Raw genomic sequence first — 13,991 nt, 5'->3', positions numbered from 1 at the left:
AAAGACACACCAGCCTGCCCAGTTTCTCCACCTCCGTCACCTGCCTCTCCGTACACATAACCGTTGCTTTTTATTAATTATAACATAAGTGTTATACAGCTGAACAGACAAAAGAGGCTGTCGCATTAAGACAACCTCTTTTAGTGATTAGCAATTAGTGGCTAGTTCTTAGCAGGATGAACAACGAACGAAATTCGTCCTTATTTCTTTACGCGGACACGCTGTACCGTCGGCGTGCCGTCTTTATCTTGATGAATCGTATCGATGCGGATATAGGACAGTTCATTGCTGAATTCGCGAGCCAGGCGGTTCATTTCCGGATCCGTATGGCCAAATCCTTTTTCCATCAGCCGATAGACGATGGCTGCAAATTCATAGCGCGTCATCATCTGGTTACCCTTGAACAAGCCATCGGGATAACCTTCGAGGATACCGTTGCCAGCCAGTTTGCTGACGTATTCGTAAGCCCAGTGGTTATCGGCTACATCAGGGAAGAGCAGGCTCTTATCGGGGTCGATAGCCAGATGATGCATCCCTTTGAGCTGGGCGATTTCAGCAGCCTGTTCAGCCAGGGCCTGCCGCAGGTCGCGGATTTCTTTCGCCATGGCGACACGGGAGTTGGAAACATGGTTGCCGCGGCCGATTTTCAGGCTGACGCCGGCATTGATCATGTTCTCACCGCCGCCGAAGCTGCCACCGACGCTGAACATGGTGTCTTCATTGGGCCGATAGTAGAGTCCAACAGCTGCCGCATTGGCACCGCGGTAGTTACCGTAACCGGCTGCGAAATCCCACTTATCGTCCGGGTCGAAGTCCAGCGGATGGAGCGCTGCCAAAGCGGCTGCGCCAGCACCGACGCGGTTGATGCGGTTATCCAGCTTATTCAGGGAATTCCCCAGCTGGGTAATGTTCTGCCGGTTTTCCTGAACCATCTGGTTGGTAGCGTAAAGCTGGCTGCCGTTGACGGCATCCGTAGACGTCGCCGATACTTCACCCGGTGCCAACTGAGTAATAGATTTGTTGTCCATATCGAGGCCGGTTCCATCCAGTTTCGGTCCGTCCCGAGAGATTTGGATACTATCGACGGTGATGTCCGGCTTCAGATTGATATGGATATTGTCTACAGTTTTATTTTCTGTAGTACTGGACGTCGTATAGATATTGTTTCCGCCCAGTACATTGACAGTCCCTCCGTCGTTGAGCTGGGCCGTATTCTTATCATCAGTGGCAAATTTCACTTCATTGGCCACGTAGCCCAGATGGAGCAATCCGCCGTTATCGACTTCCGGTGCTGCTGCCATTACCCGCCGGGGAGCGGGCCTGGGGGCTGGATCAGGCTGATCAGAAGAGCCATCCGGCCAATCGTGCGGGAATTCTCCTGTATCGGACAGGATGTGTACCGTTCCGTGCTCGTTGCTCAAGCCGTTCAGATTGGCTTTGATGGTGTACTCGGTTCCCATCTTCTCCACAATGATTCCTTCACCGGCATGGATGGAGACCCGAGCATCGCTCATGGCTTCTCTCAGCTGGGCCACGTTCACAGCGTCCGTATCTTCCGTCCCGGCGGCCAGATTGATGATCTGCCGGGTCCGCTGGGGAATCGTCCGGCCATTTTCATCACGGGAAGGACCGGCACCTACGGACACGGCACCCCAGGTGGATTGCCAGGCAGGAGAAACGTCCTGCATCTGGCCGTACACCGGATGATATCCCTGCCAGCCCGCTTCCCGGTCGGCTACGGAACTCATGCCCAACGCCACGGCTCCCGGGGCAGAAGAAATACTCAGCAGGCCTATCGCCGTGCCGCCTTCTCCCGTAATCTGGCTGGCAGCCCCTACGGCCGTGCCTCGAAGGACAGCTCCACTGCCATAGCCCAAAGCCGTTGCGAAGTCATCGGTGGCTTTGCTGAAGCCGCCCAGGGCCGCGGAAGCCAATCCGGAAGATTCGGAATAAGCCCCTACGGCCGTGGAATAGTCACCAGCCGTTCCGCCTTCATACATGCCATTGGCCATCATGCCGATGCTGGTACTGTATTTGCCCTTGCTCTTGGCCTGCTGGCCCAGGGCCACGGCTCCCTCAGCAGTGGCTTCGGAATAACCTCCCACTGCCGTTGTATACATGCCTCTGGCAAGGGTCTGTTCCCCGATGGCGATGGCATTGGTCCCGTTGGCTTCCCCCTGGCTTCCCGTACCGATGGCGATGGCGTCCAGACCGGTGGCTTTTGATCCGTTTCCTACGGCCAGGGCCCGTTCGCCGTCCGCTACGGCATCGTTGCCCAGGGCCGTGGCGCCCATGGTCCCGTCTGCATAAGCGCCGGCGCCGACGGCCAGGGAATCGGTCCCGACAGCGCCGTCATTATTGTAATTCCTGGCTCGATTACCGTCTTCCGGCTTCACACTGAAATAATGGATGCCGTCCTGGACGGGATTCGGAGTCTGCCCGGCATCAGCGGCCCAGGCAGCACTGCCCCAAAAAGCGGTCATGCCACACAGGGCTAATACGGCTAAAGTCACTTTAGCATGGGATGATTTACAATGATGACGTCTTTTCATGATTTACGCCTCCTTTGCTTTTATACTATAAATTATGTAAGTTATTTTCTTAATTCATTATAGTAAAAAGGTGAAGCCTGTACACTGTAATTTATTACAGGTAAATTAAGTATATTTTGCAATTACTATCGTGTTTTAAGCCGCATCATTGCCTTTTGCGAATCTGTCATGACACATGACATAATTCAACAACGCAACTGTCATGACAGATAAAAAGGCAAAAAAAAGACTGTCCCATGATGGGCAGAAGCCTTCATGGGACAGTCCCTTACCGTTAGGGCAGATCCAGGCGATAGAGGTGCTGGACGTTCTGCTGACGATTGTAAATGGTGAAATAGACGTGGTTCGTCCCGTCCGTGGTAATGGCATCGGGCGTGTAGACCTGGTCGTCAATCTGATAGGTGATATCTCCGACAGCAGCACCGGTCTTTTTATTGAAAATGCGGAACAGGCCCCGTCCGGTAAACACGACATAGTCCTGAGTCACTACGATAGGTCCGCTGGCGGAAGCTTTCTGCATTCCTTCAGCCAGGCCTGTATTTACTTCAAAGGAACGCAGTTCCTTGCCATCCGGGTCAAAAGCATAAACCGGTTTCGTCCATCCCGTGCCATTGTTCGAACCATTACGGGCCGTCCACTGCATATAGAAGCCGTCTGTATCGGCTGCAATCAGCTTGGGAGCGACTTCGTCTTTAGCAGCCTTGCGCTGGTCTATATAACCAAAGGTAGCCAGCAGCAGTTTGGGATTCGAAAAGCCGTCTTTCGTGAGCGTGCCCCGCGTGATGCCGGCCGTCGCACTGGCCCCTTCGCGATCGAAATAGACCGTATCACTGCCGTAGACAGCCTGGAGGGAACCTTCCCGGTTGCTGCTCAAGGCCGCCTGGTGGACAGCCGAACCGTCATAGATGCCCTGGACATGATTGCCCTGGCAAAAATAGACGTTCTGGCCGTTCGTCGTCAGCCAGGACCGTTTCATCAGACCGATTTCCTGTCCAGCCGAGAGCTTGTCGCCTTTCATCGGGAATTTCCAGAGATGAGCATCGTCTTCCCCTTTCTCCTGAGTCGGAGCATAGACCGCATCCGCTGTTACGGCCAAGCGAGAATTGACGAAATGAGGCAGCTCAGTGCCCGTCAATTCATAGAGCGGTACGTCTTTGCCAGCCAGTTTAAGTGTCTGGATGGCTTCCATCTTCACGGCATCTGCTTTCGGTGATTCCGGTGCGTTACTGCCACATCCGGCCAGGGAAGCGGCAAAAACGATGCCTGCCGCCACTAGCGAAAGAAGCCGTTTGGTCATCATCTGATTCATCGAAAATACCTCCTTTTCTATAGCCGTCACACAGCTGCTGTTTACGGGCCGACGATAATCCGTCCCTGTCCGGCCGGGTTGCCATAGTCAGCAGCCAGGGTGTCCCCCTTATGGGAGAGATACTCTACCAGAGCGTCGACATCGGACAGGCCCGTATCTTCCAACAGGATGCCGCCTTGCAGGCTTGTCTGTCCATCGCCGCCATGGCAGAGGACGTAAGCCGTACCGCCGACGCGGTAGTCTTCATCGGCCTCGATGACCTTGCCGTTGACCTGGACGTCTTTGACCCGCCGCGGGCCGGCCACTTTGACGAAACGGCCCTTATCGTCGAGGACGACGGAACTGGGAATCGCCGGATCGATGCGGTAAGTCAGGCCGGACACCTGCAAAAATCCGCCAAATTCCTGAGGATACCGCGAAGCCCCCATTTCCAGGGCATCGAGGAGCTGCTGGCCCGTTACGCTGCAGACGACGAGCTGATTGGAAAAGGGAAAGACCCGGTATAACGATTCATAGGTCACAATGCCGGCTGATAGCGGGGCCCGGAAGGAACCGCCGTTCAGGAGCGCCACATCCGTATGCAGCCGGTACCGGATGGCATCGACAGCTAAATCAGCCAGGTTCGTTTCCCCGTTCCGGACGCGCCGCTGCCCCTCGATATCGGTCACGAAATCCACAGGCAGCGTGGCAACCGGCTGCTGGAGTTGTTCCCGGACGACAGCCATTTTGCGCTGTACGACGGCTTCTGTCGCCGCATCGGCCCCGTCCAGCTGGGTCACTAATTCGCCCCGCACGTGGCCGTAGTTATCGATGACCAATTTGCCGACAGACTGGAACTTCGTTCCCGTCTGTGCGATGAGGACGGGCTGACCTTTGCGGTTCTTGACCAAGCGTTCATATTGTTCATGGGAATGACCATCGATGATGGCCGCCACTTTCTGCGTATGTGCAGCCAAGGCCTCGCTGGTCCAGACCGGGAGCGACCCATTCTGACCTAGGTGCGTGACCAGGATAATGGTCCGGGCCCCTTCGTCCCAAGCCTGGTCGATGGCCTTTTGGACTTGTTCATAGAGTTTCTGTCCTGTCGCATCTTCTGAAAATCCGTAGATGAACTGTCCCTTATCGTCCTGGAAGTAACGGGGCGTCGAAGAAATCAGGGTCTGCGGCGTCGTCACGCCGATGAAGGCCGCCTTTTTCCCGCCGTCATAGGCCACCATCTTATAGGGCGGAAAAACGGTCTTCCCCGTCCGCAAATCTACCAGGTTACAGCTGTAATAGCCGCCAGCAAGCTGCGGTGCCAGTTCCAGCAGGCGTGCTACGCCATAGTCAAATTCGTGATTGCCGGGAATGGCGAAATCATAGCCGGCGACATTCATGATGTCGATGACGGCCTGCCCCCGGGTCAGACTTCCCAGAGGTTCGCCCTGGATGGCATCGCCTGCATCGACGAGCTGCACCGTATCGTCAGGATTCTTCATCAGGTCCTTTTTATACTGGGCTAGCTGGGCATAGCCCAGCTGATTCTCCACGCCACAGTGGACATCGTTGGTGTGTAAGACGACGAGATCGGCCCGGACCTGGCCCAATCCCTGCAGGGCCAGGCAGAGGGCCAGGACCAGCCAATATCTTCTGCTAAAAGCCATCCCATTCCCTCCTTCTTAATAGACTTTTAATACATATCTCGTGAATGATAGGGATTATCCAAAGCCTTCTTTACGGCCCATATAGATGTCATAGCTGTCCTGGAGCATCCATTCGACGATTTCCGTACGGCCTACCCAGGGGCCGGCTGCCGTTTCAGGATGCATGGTGAACCAGGCGATGTTATGTTGGAAGACATGCCGGTAATACCATTGCTTGCTTTTCAAGGTTATCCCCCGGCGCTGCGGGTCTACTTCATAGACGACGGGAACGGTTTCCCCCTTCTGGGCCCGCGTCAGGATTTCCAGCAGGCCGTTACCGTCGAGGTCGGTGACGGCAAATTCCTTTAAGGGGTTCCCGTCCATCGGGTAAATGGTATCCCAGCATCGCGTAAAAACGTGAATCTGCTGGGCCTCATCAGAATCCAGGCGCACGGACCGGTAAGGGGCACCTTCACAGGCTGAGGCACTGGTGCCGATCAGGCAGGCTGCCATCAGCATGAGCAGTATTTTTTTCCCATATCTCATAACGAACCCTCCTCATAAGCCGGCTTAGAACTTCCCGCCGCCACCGCCGTGATTCTCGTCGGTACTGTCGTTGCGACCCGATTTTTTCGCTTTGGCTACGCGGGATACATTCATGAACAGGAACGTATCTTCCTTTTCCGTAAGGTCGAAGCTGTTCTCATCGAGGTAGGCCGACGCCGCCAGGGCCGGTGCGACATTGCTCATGGTGCTGATGAGATAGCGCCGGATGAGGAAGCCGCCGCCGATGCCGAGGGCCAGGGCGATGAGCAGCGCCGTCCAACTGAAGGCGTCATGCGGATCATAGGCCTTGCCATTGGCTTCATAATAGGCCAGCAGTTCACCGGACTCCAAGGCATAGGCTTTGAAAGCCTCGGCATATTTCTTTTCTTTCAGCAAGGGCAGGAATTTCTCTTCCAAGATGGGAAGGCTGCCTTTATCGCTGATGCGCTGGCGCATGGCTTTATCGGTGGCTACGTAATAGTCCCGCGTATCCATCGCCAGGACCAGGACCATATTGCCGTTCTTCCCGTCTGTATAGGTGCTGTCCAGGAGCTGATTGGCATAGTCGCCGATTTTTACTTTATTCGTCGTCTTGACGGTGACGACGGCCAGGCGCACACCGTATTTCCTTTCAATGTTGCCGAGTTCATTCAGCACGGCAATGCGTTCACTGCCCTTCAGGAGCTGGGCCCCGTCAGCCAGGCTGGACGGATTGGCGGCCAAGACATTCATCGCCAGGAAGAACAGACAGGCCAGGAACAGCAGACTCTTGGTTACATATCCTTTCATGGCTATCCCTCCTTACACGAACCACTTGGCAATGAAGTAGAAAATCGTCGTCAAGATCAAGGCACTGCCGGCCCAGTACAGGTTGGCCCTGGCCTTGTCATAAGGCAGGCTGCCGACCATCTTGCCGGTCTGGCCGTTCATCATGAACGTATACGGCTGGTCCTGGTAACGCGTCGTCAGGATCCACACGGGCGCCATGGCATAGGACACAGCCCCTTCATCTTTGCTGATGACATCTTCTTTGAGTTCTACCCGGTCATAGCCTTCGACGGTATCTTCGAGGACGCCGAGGGCGCTCTGGCGGACCCGTTCGTCCGCCCGGGGCACGGCGGCTTCGGCATCGACGTCGTATTTATCGGCCAGATAACCCGTCAGATAGGCGCTGCTGAAGGGAACCAGGTCGTGATAATCGTAAGGCTCGATGCTTTCCATATAGGTATCGTCCATCTTCTGGCTGCCGTCGACGGGAATACGCTGGAAGCGCATGGTCCCCTGGCGGTCGCAGCGGTAGACGCTGGTCTCGGTCACGGTTTCATCATTCGTTTCATAGACCGTATCGGTCTCAGCCCGGAATTCGGCCGACGCTGTCACATCAGAATCGAAGAGCCAGAAAGGCACGTACATGGCCTGGATGGCTTCGACGCGGTTATTGGCCGTGAAGGCCTTGGGCAGAAGCCGTTTGCCCTTATAAAATTCTTTCAAAGCGGCTACGGCCTCGTCTTTCGTCTTTTTAAAGGGGATGACGAAATCCGGCTTGAGCATCCCCGAAAAACGGCTGGGAATCATGGTCGGGTTGCCGCAGTAGCAACATTCCGTCGCCATCGTATTGCCATCGCTGACCAGCTCAGCGCCACAGGAGGAACAAGTGAAGGTCTGCATCTGGGCTGCTTCGTCTTCGCCCCATTCACTGCCGGCATCGGCCGTATCCCACTTGGCTTCTTTCGCCGCCTGGGCTTCGGCAGCCAATTTTTCCTGTTTGGCAAAGAGTTCTTCGATCTTGGCGACTTCAAATTCCGTATCGCAGTACGGACAGGTCACTTTTTCCGACCCCGGCGCAAAGGCCAGGGGGCCGCCACAGTTCGGGCATTTATAGCCTACGGAAGTATTGGCCATAAGCTCACCTCATTTCTTACGCTATTGTTGATCGTGCTCGTCGAAAGGATCGCCGCACTGAGGGCAGAATTTCGGCGGATGATGCGGATCCGGCGGCTGCCAGCCGCACTTGTCGCACTTGAAAAGCGGTGCGTCAGCCGGCTTCTGAGTCCCACATTCCATGCAGAACTTGCCCTGATTGACAGCGCCGCACTTGGGACAGGTCCAACCCGCTTCCGGCGCTTTCCCTTCGGGCTTGGCCTTACCGCAGTTCATACAGAATTTCCCCGTATTGCCAGTCTGGCCGCAGTCGCAGTCCCACGTATCGGCCGGCTTGGGTTCCGGTTTCTTCGTGCCGCAGTTCAGGCAGAACTTGCCCAGGTTTGCCGTGCCGCATTGCGGGCAGGTCCAGCTGCCTGCCTGCGCAGCTACGCCCCGTTCTGCTTCGGCCTTCACTCGGGCCATTTCAGCTTCTAACTGCTGATGGTCCATCAGTCGTTGCCGCCGTTCCATCAGCTCCTGCTGCTGAGCCATCTGCTGATACATGCCGGCACCGGCATTGCCGGCCATATTCATATTCATGAAGCCGAAAGCCGCGCCGCCACCGCCTTCATTCTGGGCCGCCATGCGCAGGGAATCGCTGGTGGCATCGGCCATGGCACCCATGGCCAGCGACGGATCCGACAGGGTCTTGCCCATCTGTACTTTCTGGATCTTCGCTTCATCTTCTTCATTGGCCTTGATGCTGTTGATGCCGAAGGATACGATTTCCAGACCGCGCAGTTCCCGCCAGCGCTTGGACAGGACTTCATTCAGGGCGTCGGCGATTTCAAAGGTCCGCCCCGGCAGTTCGACATAGTCGATACGCTGGGCACTGAGCTTGGCGAAGGCCGGCTGCAGGGCGTTGAGCAGTTCCGATTTCAGCTGGCTGTCGATCTGGCTGCGTTCATACCGGTCGGCGACGTTGCTCGCTACGTTGGTATAGAACAGGACCGGGTCGACGATGCGATAGCTGTATTCGCCGAAACAGCGCAGGCGGATCAAGAGAATCTGACCCGTATCGGGGTCTTTCATCTTGAACGGGACTTCCTGCGGCGTGCCGTACTTATTGCCGATGAGCTCTTTCATGTTGAAGTAGTAGACCCGCTGGTCCTTGCCCGTATCGCCGCCAAAGGTGAAGCGTTCCTTCATCTGGCCCCACATATCCCGGAGCCCCTGTTCGAGGCCTCCCGTAAAGATGGACGGTTCTGTCGACATATCGTAGATATATTCGCCCGGTTCGTTGCAGACGTCGACGACCTTGCCCGATTCGACGATCATCATGCACTGGCCGTTGTTGACGGCAATCTTCGAGCCGTTGGAAATGATATTGTCTTCGCCGCTCGTATTGGAACTGCGGCCGCGCGAACTCGTCTGCTTCTGCCCTTTCATCATGAGGATATCAGGGGGCATACTATCACAATAGAAAAATTCCTTCCACTGGTCAGCCAGGACACCGCCGGCTGCTCCCATTGCCGCTTTGATCAAACCCATAAGACTACCTCCTTTTCGTAACTATTCTTGTAAAATTCTTTTCTTGCTTATAGGATAGCTTATTTCAAAAAAAAATCACCTGTATTTTACTACAGGTGATAGATATAAAATATACATAGCACACGGCCATTTTGCCTTTAGTTATGCTGTTCAATCATTATTTGATTTTATTGAGCTGCGCTGCCAGTTCTTCTGCCGACGGGTCGCCGTTGACAGGCGTCATGATATTCTGGGGCCCTAAGTAGAGCGTACCGCCAGATGCCGTAGCCGGCTGCTTGCTGTGGCCGTTCTGATACGCGGCAGCCAGGTTGCCCAGGACGAAATAGGACCGTTCGGCACTGCTCATGCTGTACGTGGCGGCAGGCTTGATGAATTTCTTGCCATTGACGTAGACTGTACCGTCTTTGACGCTGGCATGCTTGCCGCTCATTTCATAGAGCTTCTTGGCGTAACTGTCGCGCCGTTCCTGATGGGACGGATGATCCGACGGCGAGAAGATTTCCCCGACGAAGTCGCTCGTGTTGTCGCCATATTTTTCCATGACCCGCTGCCAGATGGCGGCCGTCGCGCCGGGATTATAGCCGGCCCCAGTGATATAACCGAAGGACAGGTTGTCCGCTTCCCATTCGGCAGCCCGGTCGATGTGGACCGTCTCGATCTGGTTGCTGATCGTATTGAGGATGAGGTTGTTCAGGCCGGAGCCGCCAATCGTGTCGGCCAGGACCATCTTGCCGATTTCAACATTGACCTTCTTCTGCGTCGAATTGGCGACGTGGTGTTTCTGGCCATGGCCCATTTCGTGGCCCAAGACGACGGCGATTTCATCATCGTTGCTGACCAGATCGAACATGCCCTTGTTGACAATCATGACGTGGCCCATGGTGCAGGCCGCGTTGAACGTCTTGTCCGGGCTGACATACCAGCGGTAGGGCAAGGTCTTGATACTGGAGTCCGTCTGGGCGATGCTGTGGCTGAGGCGGTTCATGATGGACGCCAACCGTTCATTATAATACTCATTATCGAGGACGCCGGTCCGCTTGGTGACGGCCTGGTAAATCTCGTTCTGCCCTTCCTTGGTCGTATCGTAGTGCTTGATCTGCTTGCTCAGGGCCGACTTCACCTGGAGGCCGCCGATGACATCGGTAATGAGGTCTGCCTGGACCGGCTGGACCGGCACGATACCCATAGGCAGTGAAACTGCGGCCATGACTGCCACACAGGCAGCAGCTGCTTTTTTCTTCATGTTCATAAAAATCACCCTTCCCCTGTAACGGAAATCTATACTTTCATTATACAAGGAAAGGGTGGACTTGCAAAGCCTAATGAGCCGTCAATTCTTCGTAGTCGACTTCTTTGCCCTTCTTTTCGCGGACGACGACTTTTTCTTCAGCCAAATGAGACAGATGAGGTTAGGAATTGTATCATTTTATATTTGATATGTAAAGTGTCAAACGGTTAATTGATTTAAATCTCGTAAATTTGGATTACCTTTCCCTCTGTCATATCCAGGCTGTTAATCTTTCCCAGTACATTCTGGAAGGTGCAGTCAAGTAGTTCCAACCGGGAATGATTCACTTCAAAAAGTGAGAGATTCGTGCTGGTGTCTTTGAAAGTGGTCCGGACGATCTTTAGATTCTGGCACTCTGTGGCACTGACCAGACCATAGGTACAGCTGCGGATTACGCTGTCCCTAAGGAGGATGTTTTTGCATCTCCGGGCTTCGTACCCATAAGTCCCGCAACCGTACAGATCCAGGTGATCCAGACTGGCATCTTTCACCTGTTCCAGATTCAGCACAGCTCCGGTACAGTGGCCTTCTTGCTGGATATGCCCGAACCGGAGATGAGCCAGCCGGATTTGCTGGCAGTTCAGGAATTTAAACACCGAGGAATAGGGGTCCTCCGTGACGATTTCTGCCGTGATGGCCTCGGTATCCTGTCCCCGGATGGTCAAATCCTGGAATCCGGCCAGTTCCAGTTCATGATAGACCCAGTACAGCCCCGGAGGACTGATGGGATTCCAGGCGAAGTTGTGAATCACCGGGTCCGCAAAGGGTCCCCGCAGCCAGGCAGACAGGTTGTACTGGCCCGGTGCCAGGATGATTTCCGTATGGTCACCAAGAGCCTCCATCATTTCCCTTACATTGTGGACCAGGACAGTTCTCCGGGCCCCCAGCGCCGTTGGGGCCATCATCATGACCAGCAGCAGGGTCAGAAGGGTACATCGCAGCAACCCCGTCCATTTCGTCTTGCCAAATTGTTTCATCATCTGTCACCTCCGAGAATACCATGCCTATGAATAGCTAACGCTTGACCTTCCCTGCGGCCGTGACCCGTGCCTTCCCTTCTACATCCACACGACCTTTGCCGTAACGGGCCAAGGACTTCCAGGACAGTTTTTTCACCTTGTTCCTCAGCTTCTCTTGGAGTTTACCGAACTGATCCATCGTCATATCTTTTTTCTCCGACAAGGTGATGTCCGGGACTCCAAAGGTATTCCAGTACACTTCCATTTTCTCTACAGCCGGATCCCAATGGGTAAAATAATAGCTTTCACACACCAGGTTCCCATTCCCGTCCAGATGGTATTCTCCCAGTATGGAAAGGCTGGCACCCCCGGATCCCTGGTTCAGGAACCGTCCGTTTCCCAGATAGTACCAAGCGTTCCGGTAAAAGCCGCTGAACACCTGATGGAGCTGGCCGTCCCGGATGGTGAACAGGTTAATGAGCCGGTTATCCTGACCGATCAGCAGCTCCGGCTTCCCGTCTCCGTTGCAGTCCAGCAGCTGGTACTTCACCGCTTCCAGCCCCTGTTCCGGGGACAGAGCCCGCACGCCTTCCCAGACGGCCATCAGGTCGTCCCGTTCCTCACCGAAGAGAATATAGCTGCTGCCACTTTGGACCATGGCATACAGGATATCCAGTTTCTCCCTATAGATATCATCTCTGCTGGAAGCGCCAGCCAGTCCGGACAGGCCGATGAGAAAAACCATCAGACACAGACAGGCCCTCTGCTTCCAACCCTTTTTCCCTTTCATGACGCTGGCCTCCTTATTTTCCATGTTCAAAAATCCATAAGCATTTATCCTTACTATCATTCTACTAAATATAAAAAATAGATACACTGTAATTTATTACAGGTATGGGCAAAAAAAAGGCGCTGTCTTCATGCGACAGCACCTTTTTGAGTTTGAAGTTTGAAGTTGAAAGTTTGATGTGGATGGGACAAAATTTAAAAGCCATTGCCTCAAACATCAAACCTCAAACATTAAATCTGTGCAAAGAGTTTCTTCCGGGTCCGTTCGGCTTCGGCTTTGATCTTTTCGATGTCCAGTTTGGTAAATTCTTTATGGCGCAAGAGGACTTCGCCGTTGACCAGGACCGTATCGACGTCCATGCTGTTGGCACTGTAAGCCATGAGACTCAAAGTGTCGTTCTTAGGATACCAGTGCAGGCCTTCGCGGTCGACGAGGGTAATGTCGGCTTTATAGCCTGTTTCCAATTTGCCTACGTCTGTGTATCCCAGGCACTTGGCGCCGCCTTCGGTCAGCATGTTGAGGGCTGTTTCGGCCGGAATGACCAAGGGATCCAGGGTATGGGCCTTGTGGATGAGCGTAGCCAGACGCATTTCTTCGACGATGTCCAGGTTATTGTTGCTCGATGCCCCGTCGGTGCCGAGACCGACAGTGATGCCTTTAGCCAGCATCTTGGGCACCGGTGCGACGCCGCTGGCAAGCTTCAAGTTGCTGCCCGGATTGTGGGCGACGCGGACGTGTTTTTCTGCCATGATGTCCATATCGTCGTCATCGACCCAGACGCAGTGGGCGGCCAGGCAGCCGCAGTCCAGTACGCCGATTTCATCCATCAAGGCGATCGGCGATTTGCCGTATTGCTGCTTGATGTTTTCCACTTCCCCTTTGGTTTCGCTGAGATGGATGTGGATTTCTGCTCCCAATTCCCGGGCCTGGTCGACGAATTTATGGAGATAATCGGGCGGGCACGTATAGGGAGCGTGAGGCCCCATCATGACGGTAATGCGGCCATCGGCTTTGCCGTGCCAGTCGAGGAAGAGCTGGCGGTTTTCATCAAGGCCGGCCTGGGCATTCGGTCCGATGCCGATACTGCCGCGGCATAAGCAGGCGCGGATTCCCGATTCTTCGACGGCGCGGGCTTCCTGGTCCATGTGGTCGTACATGTCGGCATAAGCCGTCGTACCACAGCGGATCATTTCGGCAATGCCCAGCATGGACTGGGCGTAGATGACATCATCCGTCAGTTTGGCTTCAGCCGGCCAGATTTTCTTTTCCAGCCAGTCCATGAGCTGCATGTCGTCGGCATAACTGCGGAAGACCGTCATGGCTACATGGTTATGGGTATTGACGAAGCCCGGCAGGGCCAGCATGCCCTTGCCGTCGATGACTTCATCGTATTCCGAGTCTTTCGGCGCTTCGGGAAAACCCGTGATGCGCGAGCCGTCGATGGCGATATTCTGTCCTTCTAAGACGCGGTGGTCCTGGTAGAGGGCTACGTGCTGAATCAGTTTTTTCAT

At 54.7% G+C, this 13,991-nt stretch carries 11 protein-coding genes; all 11 read right to left on the bottom strand.

Going from position 1 to position 13,991, the window contains the following annotated elements; all coding sequences use genetic code 11:
• Positions 1 to 200 precede the first annotated feature (200 nt).
• Complete coding sequence (locus C6362_RS12020; RefSeq protein WP_014016671.1) at positions 201 to 2,552, bottom strand: S-layer homology domain-containing protein; 2,352 nt, start codon at positions 2,550 to 2,552, stop codon at positions 201 to 203.
• A gap of 274 nt (positions 2,553 to 2,826) precedes the next feature.
• Positions 2,827 to 3,861 (bottom strand): hypothetical protein, encoded by a 1,035-nt coding sequence (locus C6362_RS10595; protein ID WP_014016672.1) that lies wholly within the window; start codon positions 3,859 to 3,861, stop codon positions 2,827 to 2,829.
• Between the two features lie 41 nt (positions 3,862 to 3,902).
• Positions 3,903 to 5,504: a bifunctional metallophosphatase/5'-nucleotidase gene (locus C6362_RS10590; RefSeq protein WP_014016673.1), complete on the bottom strand. Its 1,602-nt coding sequence runs from the start codon at positions 5,502 to 5,504 to the stop codon at positions 3,903 to 3,905.
• A 54-nt stretch (positions 5,505 to 5,558) separates the two neighbouring features.
• On the bottom strand, positions 5,559 to 6,029 hold the full coding sequence (locus tag C6362_RS10585; protein ID WP_014016674.1) for a hypothetical protein: 471 nt from the start codon (positions 6,027 to 6,029) through the stop codon (positions 5,559 to 5,561).
• A gap of 24 nt (positions 6,030 to 6,053) precedes the next feature.
• Positions 6,054 to 6,818 (bottom strand): TPM domain-containing protein, encoded by a 765-nt coding sequence (locus tag C6362_RS10580; protein ID WP_014016675.1) that lies wholly within the window; start codon positions 6,816 to 6,818, stop codon positions 6,054 to 6,056.
• A 12-nt stretch (positions 6,819 to 6,830) separates the two neighbouring features.
• On the bottom strand, positions 6,831 to 7,931 hold the full coding sequence (locus C6362_RS10575; protein ID WP_014016676.1) for a TFIIB-type zinc ribbon-containing protein: 1,101 nt from the start codon (positions 7,929 to 7,931) through the stop codon (positions 6,831 to 6,833).
• Between the two features lie 21 nt (positions 7,932 to 7,952).
• Positions 7,953 to 9,443 carry an SPFH domain-containing protein gene (locus C6362_RS10570; RefSeq protein WP_014016677.1) on the bottom strand — a complete coding sequence of 497 codons (1,491 nt, stop codon included), beginning with the start codon at positions 9,441 to 9,443 and terminating at the stop codon, positions 7,953 to 7,955.
• Between the two features lie 157 nt (positions 9,444 to 9,600).
• Complete coding sequence (locus C6362_RS10565; protein ID WP_255411292.1) at positions 9,601 to 10,686, bottom strand: M48 family metallopeptidase; 1,086 nt, start codon at positions 10,684 to 10,686, stop codon at positions 9,601 to 9,603.
• A 221-nt stretch (positions 10,687 to 10,907) separates the two neighbouring features.
• Positions 10,908 to 11,711: a right-handed parallel beta-helix repeat-containing protein gene (locus C6362_RS10560; RefSeq protein ID WP_014016679.1), complete on the bottom strand. Its 804-nt coding sequence runs from the start codon at positions 11,709 to 11,711 to the stop codon at positions 10,908 to 10,910.
• A gap of 34 nt (positions 11,712 to 11,745) precedes the next feature.
• The gene (locus C6362_RS10555) at positions 11,746 to 12,435 is read right to left on the bottom strand and encodes a hypothetical protein (protein ID WP_157868806.1); all 690 of its coding nucleotides are present in this window, start codon (positions 12,433 to 12,435) and stop codon (positions 11,746 to 11,748) included.
• A 275-nt stretch (positions 12,436 to 12,710) separates the two neighbouring features.
• The gene (locus tag C6362_RS10550; protein ID WP_014016681.1) at positions 12,711 to 13,991 is read right to left on the bottom strand and encodes an amidohydrolase; all 1,281 of its coding nucleotides are present in this window, start codon (positions 13,989 to 13,991) and stop codon (positions 12,711 to 12,713) included.

Origin of the sequence: Megasphaera elsdenii DSM 20460, from assembly GCF_003010495.1 — a bacterium.
Classification (GTDB): Bacteria; Bacillota; Negativicutes; order Veillonellales; family Megasphaeraceae; genus Megasphaera; species Megasphaera elsdenii.
This window is presented reverse-complemented; position numbering and strand designations above follow the sequence as displayed.